The 22,057-nt window shown below is 71.3% G+C and carries 16 protein-coding genes and 1 pseudogene; 7 read left to right on the forward strand and 10 right to left on the reverse strand.

The window, feature by feature from the left end; all coding sequences use genetic code 11:
- Positions 1-115 precede the first annotated feature (115 nt).
- The 3 genes from SMD11_RS14305 to SMD11_RS14315 all read right to left on the reverse strand — a co-directional run bounded on the left by SMD11_RS14305 (position 116) and on the right by SMD11_RS14315 (position 4,282).
- Positions 116-1,345, reverse strand: coding sequence for an ATP-grasp domain-containing protein (locus tag SMD11_RS14305; protein WP_087926838.1), 1,230 nt, complete (start codon positions 1,343-1,345; stop codon positions 116-118).
- A 113-nt stretch (positions 1,346-1,458) separates the two neighbouring features.
- On the reverse strand, positions 1,459-2,757 hold the full coding sequence (locus SMD11_RS14310) for an MFS transporter (RefSeq protein ID WP_087926839.1): 1,299 nt from the start codon (positions 2,755-2,757) through the stop codon (positions 1,459-1,461).
- 250 nt (positions 2,758-3,007) lie between these two features.
- The gene (locus SMD11_RS14315) at positions 3,008-4,282 is read right to left on the reverse strand and encodes a DUF2993 domain-containing protein (protein ID WP_159395301.1); all 1,275 of its coding nucleotides are present in this window, start codon (positions 4,280-4,282) and stop codon (positions 3,008-3,010) included.
- Between the two features lie 316 nt (positions 4,283-4,598).
- Here SMD11_RS14315 and SMD11_RS14320 point away from each other — a divergent pair, with 316 nt between their 5' ends.
- Positions 4,599-5,456, forward strand: coding sequence for an NAD(P)H-binding protein (locus tag SMD11_RS14320; protein WP_087926840.1), 858 nt, complete (start codon positions 4,599-4,601; stop codon positions 5,454-5,456).
- Positions 5,457-5,733: 277 nt separating this feature from the next.
- Here SMD11_RS14320 and SMD11_RS14325 read toward each other — a convergent pair whose 3' ends face one another.
- Complete coding sequence (locus SMD11_RS14325; protein WP_087926841.1) at positions 5,734-7,155, reverse strand: condensation domain-containing protein; 1,422 nt, start codon at positions 7,153-7,155, stop codon at positions 5,734-5,736.
- Between the two features lie 177 nt (positions 7,156-7,332).
- Positions 7,333-7,806: an ATP-binding protein gene (locus SMD11_RS14330; protein ID WP_087926842.1), complete on the reverse strand. Its 474-nt coding sequence runs from the start codon at positions 7,804-7,806 to the stop codon at positions 7,333-7,335.
- A gap of 257 nt (positions 7,807-8,063) precedes the next feature.
- Here SMD11_RS14330 and SMD11_RS14335 point away from each other — a divergent pair, with 257 nt between their 5' ends.
- Genes SMD11_RS14335 through SMD11_RS14350 form a run of 4 tightly spaced genes read left to right on the forward strand, consistent with a single transcriptional unit; the run spans position 8,064 to position 11,282 of the window.
- Complete coding sequence (locus SMD11_RS14335; RefSeq protein WP_418952441.1) at positions 8,064-8,870, forward strand: helix-turn-helix domain-containing protein; 807 nt, start codon at positions 8,064-8,066, stop codon at positions 8,868-8,870.
- A gap of 11 nt (positions 8,871-8,881) precedes the next feature.
- Positions 8,882-9,172: a DUF397 domain-containing protein gene (locus SMD11_RS36390; RefSeq protein ID WP_234366036.1), complete on the forward strand. Its 291-nt coding sequence runs from the start codon at positions 8,882-8,884 to the stop codon at positions 9,170-9,172.
- A 54-nt stretch (positions 9,173-9,226) separates the two neighbouring features.
- Positions 9,227-10,084 (forward strand): ATP-grasp domain-containing protein, encoded by an 858-nt coding sequence (locus SMD11_RS14345; RefSeq protein ID WP_087926844.1) that lies wholly within the window; start codon positions 9,227-9,229, stop codon positions 10,082-10,084.
- A complete protein-coding gene (locus tag SMD11_RS14350; protein ID WP_087926845.1) occupies positions 10,077-11,282 on the forward strand; it encodes a HEAT repeat domain-containing protein in 1,206 nt (401 codons plus the stop codon). Before SMD11_RS14345 ends, SMD11_RS14350 begins: the two co-directional genes overlap by 8 nt.
- A 31-nt stretch (positions 11,283-11,313) precedes the next feature.
- Here the strand turns inward: SMD11_RS14350 and SMD11_RS14355 are convergent, their stop codons facing one another.
- Complete coding sequence (locus tag SMD11_RS14355; protein WP_199843878.1) at positions 11,314-11,916, reverse strand: hypothetical protein; 603 nt, start codon at positions 11,914-11,916, stop codon at positions 11,314-11,316.
- A 559-nt stretch (positions 11,917-12,475) separates the two neighbouring features.
- On the opposite strand from SMD11_RS14355, the gene SMD11_RS14360 reads away from it, so the two are divergent.
- Positions 12,476-14,905: a hypothetical protein gene (locus SMD11_RS14360; RefSeq protein WP_159395302.1), complete on the forward strand. Its 2,430-nt coding sequence runs from the start codon at positions 12,476-12,478 to the stop codon at positions 14,903-14,905.
- Between the two features lie 127 nt (positions 14,906-15,032).
- Here SMD11_RS14360 and SMD11_RS14365 read toward each other — a convergent pair whose 3' ends face one another.
- Both SMD11_RS14365 and SMD11_RS14370 read right to left on the reverse strand, forming a co-directional pair.
- The gene (locus SMD11_RS14365) at positions 15,033-16,058 is read right to left on the reverse strand and encodes a LacI family DNA-binding transcriptional regulator (RefSeq protein ID WP_087926847.1); all 1,026 of its coding nucleotides are present in this window, start codon (positions 16,056-16,058) and stop codon (positions 15,033-15,035) included.
- 24 nt (positions 16,059-16,082) lie between these two features.
- Positions 16,083-16,883 carry a response regulator transcription factor gene (locus SMD11_RS14370; protein WP_087926848.1) on the reverse strand — a complete coding sequence of 267 codons (801 nt, stop codon included), beginning with the start codon at positions 16,881-16,883 and terminating at the stop codon, positions 16,083-16,085.
- A 264-nt stretch (positions 16,884-17,147) separates the two neighbouring features.
- Here SMD11_RS14370 and SMD11_RS14375 point away from each other — a divergent pair, with 264 nt between their 5' ends.
- Positions 17,148-18,113, forward strand: coding sequence for an alpha/beta fold hydrolase (locus SMD11_RS14375; protein ID WP_087926849.1), 966 nt, complete (start codon positions 17,148-17,150; stop codon positions 18,111-18,113).
- 169 nt (positions 18,114-18,282) lie between these two features.
- On the opposite strand, the pseudogene SMD11_RS14380 reads toward SMD11_RS14375, so the two are convergent.
- A pseudogene (locus SMD11_RS14380) lies at positions 18,283-20,172 on the reverse strand (ABC transporter ATP-binding protein); the annotation flags it as partial.
- A gap of 131 nt (positions 20,173-20,303) precedes the next feature.
- Positions 20,304-22,037 (reverse strand): ABC transporter ATP-binding protein, encoded by a 1,734-nt coding sequence (locus SMD11_RS14385; RefSeq protein ID WP_087926850.1) that lies wholly within the window; start codon positions 22,035-22,037, stop codon positions 20,304-20,306.
- Positions 22,038-22,057: the final 20 nt, after the last annotated feature.

Consider the following 22,057-nt stretch of genomic DNA (forward strand, 5'->3'; position numbering starts at 1 on the left):
GGGGTGGAGCGGGGCGGGCCGGGGGCGAGGCCACCGGCCCGGCCCGCGGGGAGCCGGACCGGTGGGCGCACCGGCCTGAAGGGGCTTTCAGGGGCCTCGGCGGCCCGGCGGCCGGCTACCGCTCGTCGAACACCGGCCGCAGATACCCCGCGGCCGAGGCCGCGCGGATGCCGGCCTCGTCGGCGGTGGCGCCGGTGCACCAGAGGGTGCCGTACTCGCTGCGCTGGTCCTTGGCGTCGGGCAGCTCGTCACCGGCGCGGGCCGTGATGTGGATGTCGCGCAGGCCGGGGACGCGCTGGGCCAGCTCCCGACCGGCGACGCCCTCGAAGCGGCCGCCGCGCTTGGCGTAGAGGGCCTGCTCGGCGGCGGCGCCGACCGGCTGCGGCGCGTCCACGGGCTCGCCGAGGTAGGAGGCGATGACGCCGTCGAACACGTTCCAGTCGAGGGCCGCGGAGACCATCGTGGAGACGTTGCGCCCGGCGAAGCGCGGGTTGAACTCGACGACCTTGGGGCCGTCGGCCGTGAGCGCGAACTCGATGTGCGCGGGCCCGTTCTCGTACGCCATCAGGCGGGCGAGGTCGGCGCAGATCCGCTCGATCCGCTCGTGGGCGTCGGCGGAGAGGTCGACGGGGAAGCGGATGGCCAGCTCCATGAAGTACGGGAGCTCGCTCATGATGCGGTCGCTGATCCCGAGGACGTGCGGGACGCCGCCGGTGTAGAGGACCTCGGCGCTGACGACGGGGCCGATGAGGAACTCCTCGACGAGCGGCACACCGCCCTGCCCGTCGGACTCGGCCAGCACCTCGGTGAAGTGCCAGCGCACCTCCTCCTCGTCGGCGGCGGAGACGACGCCGTAGCTGCCGGTGCCGATGGAGGGCTTGAGGACGACGGGGTAGCCGGTGGCCTCGGCGGCGGCGACGGCCGCCTCGACGTCCGCGGCGGCGGTGCTGCGCGGCGCGGGGATGTCCTCGGCCTCGCAGGCCCGGCGGAAGGCGTGCTTGTCCTGGGTCAGGCGCACGGAGGCGGTCGGCAGGAAGGGGATGCCCAGCTTCTCGGCCGCGGTGGCGGCGGGCAGCAGGTACTGCTCGTTGGGCGCGATCAGGGTGAACGCGCCGTCCGTGCCGAGGGCTTCGAAGAGGACGGTGAGCTCCTCGACGGAGCGGGTCTCGCTGATGTACGTCTCGACCCTGCCCGATTCCAGCAGGTCGCGGAGCGGATCGTTGATGTAGCGGGCCTTGTCCCGGGTGACGAAGGTGACGCGGGCCGCCTTGCGGGTGGCGGCCTCGACGACCCGGAGGCCGGTGCCGCTGGTGAGCGCTTCGACGATGACGATGTGGTCGGCCATGGTTGCCGGTCCCGTTTCTGCTGGAGGGTGGAGGGGTGTGCGGGTGCGGAGGGGCTGAGGGGCGGCGCCGGGGAGTGCGGCGTGCCGGGGTACGGGCGTGCCGGAGGGGACCGTCAGAGGGCCTTGTCCGGCACGGAGGGACACGATCCGGTGGCAAGGGCCGTCGCCCGCTCCGTCCGGCGCGGGGCGAGGACGACGCCCAGGGCGGTGAGCAGGGTCAGGCCGGCGGCCACGAGGAACGGCGACCAGGTGACCCAGGTGCTGTCGTCCGAACCGCCCGCGACGGCCGTGCCGAGGGCGCCGCCCGCGGATTCGGCGACGCCCCAGATGAGACCGGCGAAGCCGAATGCGGCGAAGCTGTTCCCCTGCGCCTTCTTGGCCATGAGGCTGTCGGCGGCGGGCGACCAGACCAGCTCGGAGAAGGTGAACACGGCGGCGCCCAGGAAGATCACGGGCCATGCCGGGCCGCGGCCGGGCACGAACAGCACCAGGCCGGCGGCGAGGAGGACCATGCCGAGCGCGAGGACCGCCCGGTCGCCGCGCCGGCGGGCGAGGCTCTCCATGCGGCGGGCGACGACGCCCTGGAACAGCACGATGAGGATCGCGTTGACCAGGAAGAGCATGCTGATGACGCGGGTGGAGACCGAGCTGCCCACGTACATCGGCAGCACGTTGGCGAACTGCGCGTAGGCCAGCCAGAGGGTCGCCGTCACGGCGGCCCAGAGGAGGACCTGCCGGTTGGGCAGTCCGAAGCGGGCCGCGCCGCCCCCGGCCCGCGGGGTGGCCGTCACGTCACCCGGCGCGCGGGCGGCCAGCACCGCCGCCAGCGCGAAGACACCGGCCGGTATCAGGGGGAAGGCGCGGCCCGTCGCGGACATCAGCCAGCCGCCGGCGACGGGCCCGAGCGCCGCGCCGCCGTTGATGGCCGCGTTGAGGCGGCCGAAGGCGAGCAGCCGGGTGCGCTCGTCGCAGCCGTTGGCGATCAGGGCCTTGGTGCCGACGTTGGCGCAGGACACGGCCGTGCCGTTCACGGCCAGCACGGCGAGCCAGGAGGCGGGGTCGTCCAGCCCGAGGCCCACGGGTACGAGCAGGACGGCGCCGGCCACGAGGTAACCGCCGACGAGGACCGCGCGGAGCCGGAACCGCACCACGACGAACTGCGTGTAGACGGCCCCGGCGCGCATGCTGAGCAGGTGCACCCCGACCGCCGTGGCGGCGAGGGACACGGAGATCCCCAGGGTGCTGTGCAGCCAGATCGCCAGGAACGGCGAGACCACGTAATAGGCGCTGCTGCCGAGTGCCCGTGAGGCCAGGGTCGGCCACAGGCCCGGCATCGCGTGCCCCGGTCCCGCTTCCGGTTCCGTGGCGGATCGCGCCGTGGACCCCGGTCCGGATTCCGTCGCATTGCTCATGATGACGCGTGGTCCTCAAGGTTGCTTTCGGGCTGCCGTGCCCCCCTCCCCCGGCACGGCAGCCATGCGCGGCCGGCAGCCCGGCCACGGGGCCGGCTGTCGTCCGCACACCCAGACCCAAACACAAACCGTATGGTCGGTTCAATAAATGCGAGTGTGATCTAGCCCTCCATTCGATGAATGCAAGGCGATAGAGCATCCGACCCTTCGTTTTGGGGCGTCGCTATGAATTTCAAGTGAATGAAGCGCGCTAAGACGCCCGTCCGACCGGCAGCGCGACCCCGCCCAGCTCGGCCCGGATTCCCTCGTGGTCGACCGTGACGGCACGCAGTCTGAGGTCCTTCGCCTGCTCCGGCAGCCGGAAGGAGAAGGACAGCCGGTCGGTCAGCTCCGGCGGCCGCAGCCGCATCAGCCCGGCGATCAGATCGGGGTCGACACCGATCTTCCGCAGCACCCACGGGTGGTCGGCCACGGCGTCGACGAGGTTGACCCCCATCAGCCGCTCGACGAAGCGGGGCGCGCCCGTGAGCTCGCGCAGCCGGTCCTCACCGCTGAGGGCCGCCGCCACCTCGTCCGGGCCCACGCCCAGCCGCGCGGCGAGCGACGGCACGGACAGCAGCGCCTTCACCCGGGCCGTGTCGCGGGCGACGCGCTCGGCCGCCTCGCGGTGCAGAGTGAGGCCCTTGTCGCGGCCGGGCCGGTAGGTGGCGACGTGCGGCACGTCGACGCTCATCCCGTCGATGTCGGTGGCGAGGCCCCGGTCGTCGGTGCGCCGCAGCTGGGCCCGCGCCCGTACCCGCAGCTCCTGGCCGCCGACGTCGAGCCGCCCGTCGGCCGCGATCGTGTCGCCCCCGGCGTCGCTGAACCGCACCTGCGAGGCGCCGAGTTCGCGGTTGAGGTCGGCGAAGGAGAGGCGTACGTCCCCGTCCAGCCGCCCGATGACCGCGCCGCGCACGGCGGTGGGGAGGTCACCGGTGAGCTTGATGTCCCGGCCGCTCGCCCGGACCTCCGCGAGGGACACCCGGCCGGCGTCGACGTGCGGCACGGTGATGTCGACGCGCTCCAGCCGCTTGCCCAGCACCTGGGTGAGGAAGGGGAAGCCGTGGATGTCGACCTGGGGCCCGGCGGCCAGGTGGAGGTCGTCCCGGATCTTCTCCGACGCCTTCTTCTCCGCGTACAGGACGGCGCAGCGGTCGCCCAGCACCAGGAAGGCCGCGCAGACGGCGACGGCGATCAGCAGCTTGAGGGCGCGGGGTACGGCCGCGAACCGGCGGCGGTGCCGGACGCGGCGGGAGGCGCGGCGGGCACGGCGGCCGTGACCGGAGCGGCCGCGCCGGGAACGGCGGTGGCCGGGCGGCGCCGTGAGGCGGGCGAGAGCGGCGTCGTCGAGGCTCTCGGGGCTGTCGGGGACCAGCCGGATGTCGAGGAATTCGGCGAAATCGGAGGAGTCGGCGGATTCGCGGGAATCTGCGGATTCGACGGGACCGGCGCGATGGACAGGACCGGCGTGCTGGACAGCATTCACGGCTACGGCCGGATCGACGGAATCGGGAGGTGAACCTCCCCCGCGTTCCTCCGGTTCGTCCTCCGGTTTCTCCGCCTCGGGGGCCACGGGGTCGGCCAGCGAGGCGAGTTCGTCATAGGGATTGGGCGGAAGGTCGGGTATGCGTGTGGGGGTTCGCATCACGACATCCCACCACGGGAACGGCCCCCGAACGCAAGACCTACCCGCGGTAGCGGGAATTCCGGCGCCATTTCCGGCCGTTGCACCGAGCATATGCGGCAACTGGCGGGCATACAGCAGCTGGTTTCCCGCGCGGCTCCGACAGAAGGAAGCGCTCGTGATAGTCGTGACCGGAGCGACCGGCAACATCGGCCGCAGCCTGGTGGAACAGCTCGTCGCCCAGGGAGTGCCCGTAAGGGCGCTGACCCGTGACCCCGCACGGGCGGGCCTGCCCGAGGCGGCCGAGGTCGTCCGCGCGGACCTCTCGGCCGGACAGCCCCTGGAGCCCCTCCTCGACGGCGCGAACGGCCTGTTCCTGAACCTCGCCGCGACGCGCGGCGCGGACGTGGCCGACATCGTCGCGGCGGCGGTCGCGGCGGGTGTACAGCGGATCGTCCTCAACTCCTCCATGGCCGTCACCGGCGTCCCCGAGGACGACACCGCGCCCATCGCCGTGTGGCACGCCGAGGCCGAGCGCCTGATCCGCGAGTCGGGCCTGGAGTGGTGCTTCGTCCGCGGCGGCATGTACGCCACGAACGCCCTGATGTGGGCGGACGGCATCCGCACGGACGGCCTGGTGCGCGGCCCGTTCCCCGGCACGACCGCGGCGCCGGTCCACGAGGCGGACCTCGCGGAGATCGCGCTCCGCGCCTTCCTGGACGAGGACGGCACCCACACCGGCCAGGTCTACGTCGTCACGGGCCCGGAGGGCATCACCTTCGAGGGCCAGGCAGCGGCGATCGGCCGGGCCCTGGGCCGCCCGGAGGTCCGCTTCGAACGCGTCTCCTTCGAGGAGGGCATCGCCCTGATGGAACGCCACGGCGCGCCGGGGCCGGTGGCGGAGGACGTCCTGCGCAACTTCGAGGCGACGGTGGGGACGGAGGCGCGGGTCACGGACGCGGTTCTCCGTGTGACGGGGCATCCGGCGCGGTCGTTCGAGGAGTGGGCGAGGGATCACGTGGCGGACTTCCGCTGAGTCCGGTGCGGGGTTCCGGGTGCGGTGCGGGGGGGGTGCCGGGGGGGGGTGCCGCTGCGCGGGGCTTTGTCCCCGCCCCGCCCCTTCCCGAACCGGGGCTCCGCCCCGGGCCCCGGTCCTCAAACGCCGGACGGGCTGAAATTCAGCCCGTCCGGCGTTTGAGGACACCGCGCGGAGCGCGGAAAGGGGGTCTGGGGGCGGAGCCCCCAGTTTCGGGAAGGGGCGGGGCTGGGGAAAAGCCCCGCGCAGCGGCACCTCACCCGCACCCCGGCCCGCCTCAACTCACCGCAGCCGGCTCCCGCAGAGCCACCCGCGACGTAGCCCGCAACGTCTCCGTCAGAACCTCCCGCACAGACCGCATCGTCCGCCGCGCCTCCCCCGTATCCACGTAGATCGAGTTCATGTACAGGCCCGTGACATCACGCTGGAACCACGAGCACGTCCCGTTAGCCGTCGAGGCCCAGACATGAGCCGTCGGCTGCCACTGCGGATGGTGTCCGGCGCCCGGAGTCCTCCGCATGTCCATGTAGGAGAAGAAGTTCACCGGGTACGGCCAGGTGCGCAGCGCGAAGTGCTCGGGGGCGAGCAGTTCCCAGGCCCGGATGAAGGGCACTTCCAGGCTGCCCATCATGGCGCCGAAGCCGGCCCGCACACCGGCGATGAGCTCGTCGAATTCCAAGCCCTTCCCGACGGGGAACTCGATGGGCAGCGTATTCACGAACCACCCCACGGAATGCTTCCAGGGCCCCCGGCCGCGCTCGCTGACGGGCATGAATCCCCGGTACGAGTCGGGGCCGCCCAGGGCGTGAAGGGCGGTGCCGACGCTCGCGAGGAGGCCCATGAAGAACTTCCCGCCGGCCTCCCTGCACCGGGTCTCCAGCGCCTCGGTCTCCCGCGCGTCGAGCAGCCTGTCCGCCTCGTTCACCGTCGGGTACAGCCGGTTCGGCTCGATCCCGAGCTCCAGCGGGAAGCGCGGGAAGAACTCGCCGTTGCCCGCCATGAAGGATTTCCAGTAGTCGAGACGCTCGTCGCCCGCTTCCAGCGACAGATAACGGACCCGCTGCTCGTGCGCGAAGTCCAAATAGCTGCCCGCGACGGGGAGTACGGGCTCGCGGCCCTGGGTGTAGGCCGCGTAGGCGGTCTGGATGTCGTTCACGACGTTCGGCATCGACACACCGTCCGACACGATGTGGTCGAAGGCCATGTACACCGTCGAAGAACCGGTTTCCCTGACCACGGCCCCCATCATGAACAGCGGCCAGGCCAGTGTGTCGATCTGCTTCTGGAAGCTGTCCGACATGAACGCGAGGAGCTCGGCCGAGGTGTCGAAGTCACCCATCTCCGCCACGTCCAGGGCGATCTCCTCCTCGTCGATCGCCCCGCACGACAGGTCCCCCGCCAGCCGCTGGAACTCGCAGCGCAGCACCTCGTGCCGCCGCGCCAGGAACAGCAGCGCGGCCTCCAGCGCGTCCCGGTCGAGCGGCCCCTCCACCTCGAACGTCACCGCGAGCCACGAGGCGATCGAGTCGTTGGCCTTACGGGCCTCCTCGACCACCGAGAAGTGCTTGTCCTGGTTGAACGACGCGCTCTTACGGGCCCCCTCCGTGCCGCCCTCCTCGCTCCGTCTCGTCGACCGCAGGCGCCACTCCACCACGCGCCCGGGAGCGATCTCCAGGCCTTCCAAAGGGAACTGACGCATGCTGACTCTCTCCCGCGATGGAGGAAAAACGGCTCTTCGGCTGACAACGACGCCAAGCCGAACGGGTGACGGCGGCGCGGTAAAGCACCAGGCCGCATCACCCTTCCGCCACCCCTCCGCTCCCTCCTTCCCCACGGATTACTGACCGCCCCAAGCGGGCGGGGGCCCATCCGGCCCCTACGCGGCGAGCTGCGCCACGGGCGATTTCGCGCCGATTTCGCACCACAGCAGCTTCCCCCGGAACCCCGCCCCGGACGCGGGTCCGCCGAACGTCTGACTGCCCCAGTTGTCCGCACACAGCCGCACGATCAGGAGACCGCGCCCGTACGTACCGTCCGCCGGCACGTCGGTCCCGCCGCCGCCCGGAGGGGCGTCGAACGGCGCAGGCACGAGGGGGTTGGTGTCCCACACGGTGATCCTGATGCCCGCCTCCCACGCGTGCCGCACGCGGAGTTCGACGGGGCCGTCGGAGTAGCGGTAGGCGTTGGTCACGAGTTCACTGGTCAACAGCATTGCGTCGTCCACCAGTTCGTCCCGGTCGTGACTGACGAGCACGCTGCGCAAGGTGGTGCGGGCGATTCGCGCGGAGTGCGGGTCGTGGGGCAGGTTGAGCGTGTACGACCAGGTGTTCTCCGGGGATACGGTTGCCATGCGGGGCTCCTTATCAGGAGGTGATTGGCTGAGTTGCCGCGCTTGCGGTGTCCTGTCGCCGGTGCGTCGGCGATGCGCCTCCGTGTTCACGGCGGGCCAGGTGAGTGGCTTAAGTCACACCGTAGGGTCGGTGATGGCCTATATTCCACTCGGTCGACGAAATTCAGGCCAACTAGCCCCGTGTGGGTGACGTTTGGGGCGGGAGGAAGTCAGTGGGGTCATCAGGCAGTCCAACGTTGCGGCAGCAGCGCCTAGGGGTGGAGCTGCGGAAGCTCCGCGAACGGGCCGGCTTGTCGACATCAGCGGCGGCTGCGCTCCTCGGCGTCAACCAGTCGAGGATCAGCAACATCGAAGCGGGCCGGTACGCGGTGGGCGCGGATCGCGTCCGCACCATGGCCCGCAACTACAAGTGTGCCGACGACGCCTTGATCGAAGCGCTAGCGGCTATGACGGGCGGCCGCACACGAGGCTGGTGGGATGCCTATCAGGAGCTGCTTCCGGCGCCCCTGATGGATCTGGCCGAGCTCGAACACCACGCATTCGGCCTGCGTGTCGCCCTCGCAATCCACATCCCCGGCTTGTTGCAGACGACCGACCATGCCCGCGCCCTGTTCCAGGAGGTCGTCCCTCAGCTCAGAGCCCACGAAGTCGAGCATCGGCTCTCCTACCGGATGAAGCGGCAAGCAGTGCTCCACGGCGAGCGGGCCATCCCATACACGGCGATCGTTCATGAGGCGGCGCTACGCATGCAGTTCGGTGGCCGTGCGACATCTCTCGGCCAGTTGGAGCACCTTCTGGAGATGAGCGAGCTCGACAACATCACGTTGCGCGTGATCCCGTTCGGCAACGGATCGTTCTCCGGCAATGGCCAGCCTATCGACTACGTATCCGGCGCAGTGCCTCCGCTGGACACTGTGCAGCTGGATGTCCACCACGGCTGTGAATTCCTCGACGCCGATGCCGAGCTGGCCAAATACCGGACCGTACTCGACCGCCTGGAAGGAAGCTCCCTCTCTCCGAGCGCGTCGAGAGACTTCATCAAGCGCCTCGCGCAGGGTCTCTGAAAGGTATCGGCGTGTCTACGCATCACTGGCAGAAGTCTTCTTACAGCGGTGACAGTTCGAACTGCCTGAACATTGCCGCCACCTGGCAAAAGTCCGGCTACTGCTCGGAGGGCGACGCGTGCCTGAGTGTCGCCGCCGAGTGGCAGAAATCGTCGTACAGCCAGCACGGCGCCAACTGCCTCGACCTAGCTGCCGTCAACGCTGGCCGGATCTTCCTCCGAGAAAGCGACAACCCCGACGTCATCCTGGCCGTCGCCCCCCAAACGCTCCGCACCCTCATACGCACCCTGAAAAGCGGCTGACCTCGGGCGATAGGTAGGTTTACTCTCAGTCGACCTACCCTCGGCAGGAGAGTCATGCCCAGTCCCACCCGCAGGCCCGCGCCCAAGCGGCCCCGCGTCCTGTTCGTCACAGATCTCGCATATCAGGCGAAGGGCCGCCGTTACTGCGACGAGGACATTTTCCTGACCTCCCGCCTGCGGCAGGAATTCGATGTCGCGCTCTGCCACCCGCTCGACGCCACCGCCCTCATGGACGACTTCGACGCGGTCGTGATCCGTAACAGCGGTCCGGTCCTGCACTACCAGGCGGAATACGACCGCTTCCGCGAAGAGGCGGAGAAGCGCGGGACGCTCGTCTACAACGAGCTGCGCGGCAAGGCCGACATGATCGGCAAGCAATACCTGCTGGACCTGACCGCCGCCGGATACCCCGTGATCCCGACGATCGACCGGGCCGAGGACGTATCCCGGCTCCCCCACGCCGCCGAATACGTCGTGAAGCCGAAACTGGGCGCGGACTCCATAGGCCTGGAATTCGTGCCCGAGGAGGCGCTGCCGGCGCTCGCGTACGGTGAGGTGCTCGTACAGCCGCGTATCGACTTCGCCTACGAGGTGTCGTTCTACTTCATCGACCGGGACTTCCAGTACGCGCTGTACGCCCCGAGCCCGGAGGAGCGCTGGCGGCTGGAGCCGTACGAGGCGACGGCAGAGGACATCGCGTTCGCGCGGCGGTTCGTCGACTGGAACGACATCGCGCACGGCATCAGCAGGGTGGACGCGTGCCGGGCGCCGGGCGGGGAACTGCTGCTCGTCGAGCTGGAGGACCTGAACCCGTACCTGTCGCTGGAGCTGCTGGCTCCGGAAAAGCGGGAGGCGTTCGCGGTGAACATGGCGGCGTCGATCCACGGCCTGCTGGCGGGCCGCCGTGACTGAGCGGACGCGGGCGGACAGAGCGGGCCTGCTCCTCGCGGCGCTGGACGCGTACGACGCGAGGTTCGCCGACGAGCTGATGCTGGAGATGACCCCCGCCGAGGTGAACGCCGTGGGGGCCGACGGCCGGACGCCGCTGCTGCGGGCGGTGGACCTGGGCTCGTACGCGCTCGTGGAGCGGGTCGTGGACCGGGGCGGGGACCTCCGGTTCCGGGGTGCGGACGGGCGTGACGCCCTGGCTCTGGCGTGGCACTGGCACGAGGCGGGCGCGGAGGCGGAGCTCCGCCGCAGGACGGGGGCGACGGGGCCCGTCGGGCGCGGGACCGTCGAGGACAGGTTCGGCGGGACGTCCGAGGAGCTCACGCTCGGCGGTGTCACAGCGCGCGACGGGCACGCCGCGATCGCCACGTACCTGGAGTCCGCCTACGGGATCACTCGGACGTTCGACGAGCTGCTGGCCCGCGCCGTGGCGGAGCCGGACGTCGACCGCTCGGTCTGGGGGGCGGCGACGTACGCGGTGCACGAGCACCTCGGGCTCGCCGCCTGGGACGCGGCCGAGGCCCTGTGCGACCGGCCGGACCCGCTGGAGCGGTACTTCGGCGCGGAGGTGCTCCGGTTCGTCGTCATCGCCGATCGCCTCATGGAGGTCGACGAGGACGACGAGTCGCCCTACGACACCGCGCTCGTCGAGCTCTTCCTGCCTTGGCTGGAGCGGGAGACGGACCTGCGGGTCGTACGCGCGCTCACAGCGGGCCTGAGCAACGCCCGGGATCCGCGCGCCGACGAGCCGCTGCCCGCGCTCAGCCGCAGCGCCGACGCGGACACCCGCAAGTGGGCGCTCTCCGGACTGTCCTACCCCGTCGCGGCGAACTGCCCCGAGGCCGTGGCCGCCGTCGTGGAACGTCTCCGGGACGAGGACCCCAAGGTCCGCCAGGCCGCCGTCGCGGCCTTCATGTGGGGGCCCGCCGAGAAGTCGTCCGTCATCGCGGACGCGCTCGCCGAGCGCCTTACGGATGACGACCCGGACGTACGGGTCACGGCGGCGGTCCGGCTGGCGATGCGTGACGACCCGCGCGGGGACGAGGTCATCGACGGTCTCGGCCCCGTCGACGAGGAGACCCGGTACCGCTGGGGACTCGCGGACGTGTGGTCGTACCGGCGCAGGCGCGCCGAGGAGGCCGAGGCGGCCGCCGAGGGGTGACGGGCGGGTAACCACCCCGGCGGCCCGGCCGTCATCCGCCGTTCGCGGGGCCCGGCACGGCCGAGCCGTGGAGCGACTTGGCCGCCGGCGCCTCGCCGGTGCCTTTCGCCGGGCGGCAGCGCCGTACGTAGTAGGCGTAGGTCAGCACCAGGACCAGCGGGCCCCAGAGCGTGCCGGGGGCGACGCACACCCTGGCCAGTGCCTGCCAGCCGTCGCTGGTGAACCCCGCCCCGGGGGAGAGGACGCCGAACCACGAGAGCACCGTGGGCATCCAGAACGCGGTGGCGCCCAGGCCGCCCAGCGTCGCGGGGATGATCACGGCCATCGGCCGCAGCCGCTTCCCGCCGATGAACGGCAGCCACGCGGGGGCGACCTCGCCCCAGCCCCGCACCAGGCCGAAGGAGAGCAGCGCGAGCGTCTCCGTGATCACGCTGAGCCCGAAGACGTAGGGGACGCTGATCCACATCGAGGGCATGTCCTTCTGGTGCACCATCCCCATCTCGAAGTGGAAGGCGAAGGGGAGGCGCCACAGGCATTGGGGCAGGAGGAGCAGGGGGATGGCGTGGGCGACGAGGTTCGCCCAGCGGGGGGTGGGAGCGGCTGTTCGCGGCGGGAGTTCGCGGGTCTTGGTCACGTTCTCCAGCCTCGTGGGGCGGGGGGTGCGGGGCGTCGGCCGTGGGGAGGGTGAGGGCCCGCCGTGGGGATGAACGGGGGTCGGCCGTGAGGGGGATGGGGGTGCGGGTTGGGGTGCGGGGGGGGGCGGTGGGGTGCGCCTGCGGCGGGCCTGTTCCCCACCCCGCCCCTTCCCGTAACTGGGGGCTTCGCCCCCAGACCCCCGTTCCGCGCTGACGCGCGGTGGCCTCAATCGCCGGCCGGGCTGAATTTGCCCGGTTCCGGGCGACAACTCAGCCCGTCCGGCGTTTGAGGACCGGGGTCCGGGGCGGAGCCCCGCACGCGGCGGAGCCGCACATCGGATGCAGCGGGAAGGGGCGGGGCGGGGACAAAGCCCCGCGCAGCGGCCACCCCGCACTGCACCCGCACCCGCACCCGCACCCGCACCCGCACCCACCCCGCACCCACGGCCCGGATCCCGCCATTCCTCCCGAACCCCTGGCCTCCGAAGCTCCCGTACCGCACCCTCATGCTGCCGCGCGGACCCCCGCGCACCGGCACCGCGGGAGCGGGAGGGCCACATGGACAGACCACTGTTTTCCCGGCGCACGATGCTCAGAGCCGCAGGCGGCACCGCTCTGGCCGCCGGTGCGGCGGGACTGTGCGGTCCGGCCGTCGCCGTACCGGGCCGGGGAGCGCGGGCCGCCGGGTCAGGACCCACCCCGCGCGTGGGCGCGACGTACGTCGTCGCGGTGGGCAGGAACGGCGGGCTGTTCCTGCACTACGTGCTCGACAGCCCGCCCGGCAACGTCGGTTCCTGCACGCCGGCGCTGGCCTTCGGCGAACCGGGGGCCGCGCCGCCGGAGGCCGGGGTGGCGGGCGTCATCCGGACCGAGCGCGAGTTCGCCGTCTTCGTGGTCGACGGCGAGGGCAGACTCCAGGCCACGCTGTGGGACCACGCCCTGCCGGCCACCGCCCGGCGGGTGGCCCTGACGCCGGCGGGTTTCGCCCCGCCCGGCGCCGCCGTGGCGGCCGGGGTCCGGGCCGGCGGCCGGCGTGAGGTGTTCGTCGTGAGCACCGAAGGAACCCTCCACGTGGTGTCGGAGGACGGCGACAGCTCCTGGTCACGGCCCGTACCGCTCACCACCGCGCGCTTCGCCCCGGCCGGCGCCGCCCTCACGGCCGGAAGGCAGGCGAACGACCGGCTCGACCTGTTCCTCGTCGGCAACGACGAGATCCTCCACATGTTGTCGGAGAGCGGCGACAGCTCCTGGTCGCGGCCCCTCCCCCTCACTGCCGCGCGCTTCGCCCCGGGCGGTGCCGCCCTGGCGGCCGAACGGCAGAAGAACGATCAACTCGACCTTTTCGTCGTGGGCAACAACGGCGCCCTCCACACGCTGCGGCAGGCGACCGACAGCTCCTGGGCGCGGCCCGTCCCGCTCACCCCCACCCGGTTCGCCCCGCCCGGCGCCGGTGTCGCCGGAGTCACCCAGTCGGCACAGCCGGACTTCCGGCAGCTCGACGCGTTCGTGGTGGGCAACGACGGGGTGCTGTACGCCGTCCGGGAGCAGGGCAACGGTTCCTGGGCCGCTCCCGCGAAGATCTCCGGCACCGGATTCACGCCGGGGGCCCCGCTCTCGACGGTTCCGTACGACAACGGATACGCCTCGGTGTTCGTCCCGCGAGCGGACAAGAGACTCTGTGAATTCCGCGTGCTGGAGAAGTCCGGCGGGTGGACCGGCCCCCGTGTGCTCTCCGCTCCGGGAACGGTGGTTCCCACGGCGCACACCGCCGTCGTCCACTATTCGGCCGAACAGAAGGGCGACGGTCCGGCACCCGGCTTCGGAGCGCTCATCAGCATCGCAAGCACGTTCTTCTTCCGCGGGAGTTCGAACGTCGGGGCCCAGCTGGCGCTGGACGCGGTGACCGCGCTGCGCCCGCTGACGGTCGACCAGCCCTTTCTCCGGCGCCAGTTGGCGCAGTGGGACGCGTCGCCCACCACGGCGTTCCTGACCGCCGTCGGCCGCTGGGACGAGGCGGTCGCGACGGCCGACGAGTCCATCGGTCTCTACCGCACGCTCGTCAAGGAGAACCCCGGCGACGAAGAGCTGGCCTTCCGGCTCTCGTGGGCCTCCATCGACATCTCCCTCCACCTCTGGGGCAAACCCGAACTCCAGCCAAAGGCACTCGACCTCACCCTCAAAGCCATCGAGAACCTCCGCACCCTCACCACGAGAAACCCCACCTACCGCCGCCAACTCGCCCAATGGACCGCCTCACCCGCCACCGCATTCCTCACCGCCGCCGGCCGCTGGGACGAAGCCGACGCCATGGCCGACGAATCCATCACCCTCTACCGCACACTCACCAAGGAAAACCCCGACGACGACGAACTGGCGTACGGGCTCTCGTGGGCCTCCATCGACATCTCCCTCCACCTCTGGGGCAAACCCGAACTCCAGCCGAAAGCACTCGACCTCACCCTCAAAGCCATCGAGAACCTCCGCACCCTCACCACGAAAAACCCCACCTACCGCCGCCAACTCGCCCAATGGACCGCCTCACCCGCCACCGCATTCCTCACCGCCGCCGGCCGCTGGGACGAAGCCAACACCATGGCCGACGAATCCATCACCCTCTACCGCACACTCACCAAGGAAAACCCCGACGACGACGAACTCGCCTACCTCCTCTCCCAGTCCTTCATCGACATCTCCCTCCACCTCTGGGGGAAACCCGAGCTTCAGGCGAAGGCGCGTGACCTCGCGGTCGAAGCCATCGACAAACTCCGGCCTCTCGCGACGAGGACACCGTCCTACCGGCCGCAGCTGGCGGACTGGATCATGTCGCCCACGGCCGACTTCCTCGTCGCGCTGGGTGAGAAGGGGCGGGCGATCGCGCTTGTGGAGGAGGCGGTGGATCTCTATACGCAGCTGAATGCGGCGGATCCCGGCACGTACGGTCCCAAGCTGGCCGCGGCCAAGAAGAAGCTGGCGGATCTGCGGGGGTGACGGGCGGCGTGTCCGGGTCGTGCGGGGGCGGTGGGCCCCGCGGGCGCCCTTTCCGCAGCCCCGCCCCTTCCCGCTGCGTCCGATGTGCGGCTTCCGCCGCGTGGCGCGGCCCGCGCGGAGCGGTCCGTCAGCCGCCGCAGCCGCAGGAGCGGCGGATGACCAGCGCCGACGGGAACTGCTTCAGGCGCTCACGGCGCGAGCCCGCGAACCGCAGGGCGTCGTCCAGGACGAGGTCGACCGCCGAGCGGGCCATCGCGATGCGGTCGGAGGCGACCGTCGTCAGCGGCGGGTCGGTCAGCGCCGCTTCCTTGACGTCGTCGAAGCCGGCGACGGCCAGCTCGCCCGGCACGTCGATGCGCAGCTCGCGGGCGGCGCGCAGGACGCCGATGGCCTGGTCGTCCGTGGCGCAGAGCAGGGCCGGGGGGCGGTCGGGGCCGGAGAGGATCTTCAGGGCGACCTGATAGGCGTCGTAGCGGTTGTACGGGGCCTGGAAGAGCCGGCCCTCCAGGGACTTCCCGGCCTCGCGCATGGCCCGGCGCCAGCCCTCGACGTGGTCGGTGACGGGGTCGCCGACGGTGGGGGTCTCCTCGGTGCCGCCGAGGCAGGCGACGTAGGGGTGGCCGTGCTCCAGGAGGTGGCGGGTGGCGAGCTGGGCGCCGCCCACGTCGTCCGTGACGACGGCGACGTCGTCGATGGCGTCCGGGCGGCGGTGCATCAGGACGACCCGGGCGTCCCAGGCGTCGATCTCCGTCGCGGCGTGCTCACTGGGGCCCTGGCTGATGAGGATAAGACCGGAGACGCGCATGCCCAGGAAAGCGCGCAAATAGTGCACTTCGCGCTCGTCGAGATAGTCGGAGTTCCCGACGAGGACCATCTTCCCGCGCTCGGCGGCCGCCTGCTCGACGGCGTGCGCCATCTCGGCGAAGAACGGCTGGCGCGCGTCCGGGACGATCAGGCCTATGAGATCCGTCCGTCGGGACGCCATCGCCTGGGCGACCCGGTCGGGGCGGTAACCCAGCTCCTTGATCGCGGCCAGCACACGCTCGCGCGTGGCCGGGGCCACCGGCCTCGGACCGTTGTTGATGACATAGCTGACGACCGCGGTCGACGTCCCCGCAAGTCTCGCCACATCGTCCCGCGTCACCTTGGCCACGCCGGGCAGTCTACGCGGGTCCACCTAGCGTTTGGCCGGGCGAGCGGCCCCGGATTCCGAGGCCTCCGGCTCCGCCGTCCGGGTGGCGGGCGCGGACTCCTTGGCGGCACCGCCGGAAGCCTTGCCGTCCTCGGCGCGCTCGGCCTTCTCCGGCTTCTCCGGCACCACGAAGCGGTAGCCGACATTCCGGACGGTGCCGATCAGCGACTCGTGCTCGGGGCCGAGCTTCGCGCGCAGCCGGCGCACATGGACGTCGACCGTACGGGTGCCGCCGAAGTAGTCGTAACCCCAGACCTCCTGGAGCAGCTGGGCGCGGGTGAAGACCCGGCCGGGGTGCTGCGCCAGATACTTCAGGAGCTCGAACTCCTTGAACGTCAGATCCAGTATCCGGCCCTTGAGCTTGGCGCTGTACGTCGCCTCATCGACGGACAGGTCGCCCGTGCGGATCTCCATCGGGCTGTCGTCCACGGAGATCTGCTGGCGGCCCATGGCCAGCCGGAGCCGGGCCTCGACCTCGGCCGGGCCCGCCGTGTCCAGCAGGACGTCGTCCACGCCCCAGTCGGCGGTGACGGCGGCCAGGCCGCCCTCGGTGACCACCAGGATCAGCGGGCAGCCGGGCCCGGTGGAGCGCAGCAGCTGGCAGAGGCTTCGGACGTGCGGCAGGTCACGGCGGCCGTCGATCAGTATGACGTCGGCCCCGGGGGTGTCCACGAGGGCCGGGCCCTCGGCGGGGGCCACCCGCACGCTGTGCAGCAGCAGGCCGAGGGCGGGAAGCACCTCTGTGGACGGCTGGAGGGCGTTGGTCAGGAGCAGCAGGGAGCTCATCGGCTGCCACCCGCCTCGGTCGTCGTGCCGTTCTGGCGGATCTGCGCGCGTCGCTCGCCCATGACGTCGGTTCCTCCTCGGTCCCTGCGAAGGGGGCACCACCCGGGCCCCGGCCCGGGGGAGTATGCGGCTCTGCTTCGTACGGTTAGGGCTGCGCGCCCTAGGAGCACGCGTGCGCTCAGACGCGCACGTGCGTGTCCGAATGCACAAAAGGACCCGGGGGCTACTCTGCCCGGATCCTCTCTGCCCAGCAGAATAGCCCACATGACTTTCGGAGGTACGGACGATTTTGCACGACCTTGTGTTTCGTCGATCACTTCGAGTGGTCATCGGCTCGCCCTCTTGACAGCGGACGAGGTCCGGATCGAGGCGGAATACGAGCCGTACCGCGGGCCGGGCACGGGGGCCGGGACGCCGCCCGCGATCGTGGTCGCGCACGGCTTCACGGGCTCGCTGGACCGTCCGGCCGTACGGCGCGCCGCGCGGGCGTTCGCCCAGTACGCGGGCGTGATCACGTTCTCCTTCCGGGGCCACGGCGGCTCCGGCGGGCGGTCCACGCTGGGCGACCTGGAGGTGCTCGACCTCGCCGCCGCGGTGGGGTGGGCGCGCTCCCTGGGGCACGAGCGGGTGGCCACGGTCGGCTTCTCGATGGGCGGGTCCGTGGTGCTGCGGCACGGCGCCCTCCACCCGCCCGCTCCGGCGGGCGCGGACGCGCCGACGCGGGGACGGGACAAGGAGCACGGGGGGCGCATCGACGCACACGCCGACACGGTCGTGTCCGTCAGCGCTCCGGCCCGCTGGTACTACCGGGGCACGGCGCCGATGCGGCGGCTGCACTGGGCGATCTCACGGCCGTCGGGCCGGCTCCTGGCCCGGTGCGTGCTGCGGACGCGGGTGCGGGCGGAGGACTGGGACCCGGTGCCGCTGTCGCCCACGGAGGCGGTGCCGTTGATCGCGCCGCGGCGGGTGCTGATCGTGCACGGGGACCGGGACACGTATTTTCCGTTGGATCATCCGCGGGCGCTGGCCGCGGCGGCGGGGCCGGGGGCGTCGCTGTGGATCGAGCGGGGGTTCGGGCATGCGGAGTCCGCGGCGAGCGGTGCGTTGCTGGGGCGGATCGGTGCGTGGGTGGCGGGGAGTCTTTCCCCCACCCCGCCCCTTCCCGCCGCATCCGATGTGCGGCTTCCGCCGCGCGGCGGGGGCAAGCCCCCGGGCCCCCTTCCGCGCTGACGCGCGGTGGCCTCAATCGCCGGCCGGGCTGAAAATCAGCCCGCCGGCGATACCCCGGTAGCCGGGAGAGACAGCTCGGGCAGCTTGAGGAGCCGAGCCCGGGGCGAGCCCCCGGGCCCCAGGCTCGGGCAGCTTGAGGCCCGGGGCAGGGGCCCCCGCCCCCCTTACCCTCCACCACCGCCTCCGCGAACTGGGCCGCGTACAGCCGGGCGTACGCGCCCTCCGCCGCCAGCAGGGAGTCGTGCGTGCCCTGTTCCACGATGCGGCCCGACTCCATCACCAGGATCACGTCCGCGTCGCGGATCGTGGACAGGCGGTGGGCGATGACGAAGCTCGTGCGGCCCGTGCGGAGCTCGGCCATGGCGTGCTGGATGAGCACCTCGGTGCGGGTGTCGACCGAGCTGGTGGCCTCGTCCAGGACGAGGATCGACGGCTCGGCGAGGAACGCCCGCGCGATGGTGATCAGCTGCTTCTCGCCGACGCTGACGTTGGAGCCCTCCTCGTCGATGACGGTGTCGTAGCCGTCCGGCAGGGTCCGCACGAAGCGGTCCACGTGCGTGGCCCTCGCCGCCTCGACGATCTTCTCCATGGGGGCGCCCTCGGCGCCGTAGGCGATGTTCTCGGCGATCGTCCCGCCGAACAGCCAGGTGTCCTGGAGGACCATGCCGATGTGGGAGCGCAGCTCCTCGCGGGACATCCGGGCGACATCCACGCCGTCCAGCGTGATGCGGCCGCCGTTCACCTCGTAGAACCGCATCAGCAGGTTCACCAGGGTGGTCTTGCCGGCGCCCGTGGGGCCGACGATGGCGACCGTCTGGCCCGGCCGGACCGTGAGCGACAGGTCGTCGATGAGCGGCTTGTCCGCCTCGTAGCGGAAGGAGACGTCCTCGAAGGCGACCTCGCCGCGCACCCGCTCCGGCATCATGGCGGCCGTCGTGTCGGGCGACTGCTCCTCCGCGTCGAGGAGCTCGAAGACCCGCTCGGCGGAGGCGACGCCGGACTGCACGAGGTTGGCCATGGAGGCCACCTGCGTGAGCGGCTGGCTGAACTGGCGGGAGTACTGCACGAAGGCCTGGACGTCACCGATGGACAGCGCGCCGCTCGCCACGCGCAGGCCGCCCACCACGGCGACCAGCACGTAGTTGAGGTTGCCGATGAACATCATCGCGGGCTGGATGACGCCGGAGATGAACTGCGCCTTGAACCCGGCCTCGTAGAGGTCGTCGTTCTCCTTGCGGAAGATCTCCGCGGACTCCTTCTGGCGGCCGAAGACCTTCACCAGCGCGTGGCCCGTGTACATCTCCTCGATGTGGGCGTTCAGCGTGCCCGTGGTCTTCCACTGGGCGACGAACTGCGGCTGCGCCCGCTTGCCGATCTTCGTGGCGACGATCACGGAGACCGGCACGGTCACCAGCGCGACCAGGGCCAGCAGCCAGGAGATCCAGAACATCACGGCCAGCACGCCCACGATCGTCAGCAGCGAGGTGACGATCTGGCTCATGGTCTGCTGGAAGGTCTGGGCGATGTTGTCGATGTCGTTCGTGGCGCGGGAGAGGACCTCGCCGCGCTGCTGCTTGTCGAAGTAGCTCAGCGGCAGCCGGCCCAGCTTCTCCTCGACCTGCTCGCGCAGCCGGAAGACGGCGCGCTGCACGACGACGGTGGCGATGCGGGCCTGGACGAAGCCGAAGAGGGACGCGCCGACGTAGATCAGCAGGACCCACAGCAGCACCTGGCCGACGGCGTCGAAGTCGATGCCCCGGCCGGGGGTGAAGTCCACCGAGGAGAGCAGGTCGGCGACCTTGCCGTCGCCGCTCCGCCGGATCCGCTCGATGGTCTCGGCCTTGCTGCCGCCCTCGTCGAACTGCTTGCCGACGACGCCCGAGAAGATCAGGTCGGTGGCATGGCCGAGGATCTTGGGGCCGATGACGGAGAGCGCGACGCTCGCCAGGGTCAGCAGCAGGGCGACGGTGATCAGGGCGCGCTCGGGGCGGAGCGTGCCGAGGAGCCGCTTGCCGGAGCCGGCGAAGTCCATGGACCGCTCGGTGGGCTGGCCGCCCATGAAGCGGGCGATGCCCGTCGCGGGGGCGGGGCCTCTGCGGGCCGGGCCGCCGGCGGCGGGGGCGCCTTCGGAACCGGCGCCCCCGCCCGCGCCCTGGCCGGAACCGGCGTCCGCGGGTTTCTGCGGGGTCGTCACGCCGCCTCCTCCTCGGTGAGCTGGGAGAGCACGATCTCCCGGTAGGTCTCGTTCGACGCCATCAGTTCGTCGTGGGTGCCGGTGCCCACGACGCGGCCCTCGTCGAGGACGACGATCCGGTGGGCGTCGCGGATGGTCGACACCCGCTGGGCGACGATCACGACCGTCGCGTCGCCGGTCTCGCGGGACAGGGCGGCGCGCAGCCGCGCGTCCGTGGCGTAGTCGAGCGCGGAGAAGGAGTCGTCGAAGAGGTAGACCTCCGGGCGCCGCACCAGCGTGCGGGCGATGGCCAGCCGCTGGCGCTGGCCGCCCGAGACGTTGGAGCCGCCCTGCGCGATCGGCGCCTCCAGGCCCAGCTCCATGCTCTCGACGAACTCGCGGGCCTGCGCGGTCTCCAGCGCGTGCCACAGCTCCTCGTCGGTCGCGTCGGGCTTGCCGTAGCGGAGGTTGGAGGCGACGGTGCCGGAGAAGAGATAAGGCTTCTGCGGGACGAAACCGACCGTCTCGGACATCAGCGCCGGGTCGAGGTCGCGTACGTCCACGCCGTCGACGAGGACCGTGCCTGCGGTGGCGTCGAAGAGCCGGGGCACCAGGCCGAGCAGCGTCGACTTGCCGCTGCCGGTGGAGCCGATGACGGCGGTGATCTCGCCGGGGCGGGCGACGAGCGAGATGTCCTTGAGGACGGGCTCCTCGGCGCCGGGGTAGCGGAACTCCACACCGGACAGCTCCAGGTGGCCCGCACGGCGCAGCCGGGTGACCGGCTCGGTGGGCGGTACGACGCTGGAGTCGGTGGCCAGGACCTCCTGGACGCGCTCGGCGCAGACCTCGGCGCGCGGCACCATCATGAACATGAAGGTGGCCATCATCACCGCCATCAGGATCTGCATCAGGTAGTTGAGGAAGGCCGTGAGCGCGCCGATCTCCATGTCGCCGCTCTCGATGCGGTGGCCGCCGAACCAGAGGACGGCGATCGACGAGAGGTTCACGACGAGCATCACCGACGGGAACATCATCGACATCAGCCGGCCGGCCCGCAGCGACACGTCCATGAGCTCGGTGTTGGCGCCCTGGAAGCGCTTGCGCTCATGGGTGTCGCGGACGAAGGCGCGGATCACGCGGATGCCGGTGATCTGCTCGCGCAGCACCCGGTTCACGGTGTCGATGCGCTCCTGGACGCCGCGGAACAGCGGTCGCATCCGCCAGATGATCAGGGAGACGACGGCGCCGAGGACGGGGACGATGGCGAGGAGCAGCGCGGAGAGCGGCACGTCCTGGTTGAGGGCCATCACGATGCCGCCGACGCACATGATCGGGGCGGAGACCATCAGCGTGAACGCCATCAGGACCAGCATCTGGACCTGCTGCACGTCATTGGTGGTACGAGTGATCAGCGACGGTGCGCCGAAGTGCCCCACCTCGCGCGCGGAGAAGGACTGCACGCGGTCGAAGACCGCGGCCCGCAGGTCGCGGCCGAGCGCCATGGCCGTGCGGGCGCTGTAGTACACCGCCCCGATCGCGCAGACGATCTGGACGACGGTGACGCCGAGCATCCAGCCGCCGAGGCCGAGGATGTAGCCCGTGTCCCCCTTCACGACACCGTTGTCGATGATGTCCGCGTTGAGGGTCGGGAGATAGAGGGTGGCCAGCGTCTGGACGAGCTGGAGCAGCACGACCATCGCAATCGGTTTGGAGTGGGGCCTCAAATACGCCCGCATTAGTCGTACCAACACACCACGCAGCCTAAGAGAGC

Origin of the sequence: Streptomyces albireticuli, assembly GCF_002192455.1 — a bacterium.
In the GTDB taxonomy this organism is placed as follows: domain Bacteria; phylum Actinomycetota; class Actinomycetes; order Streptomycetales; family Streptomycetaceae; genus Streptomyces; species Streptomyces albireticuli_B.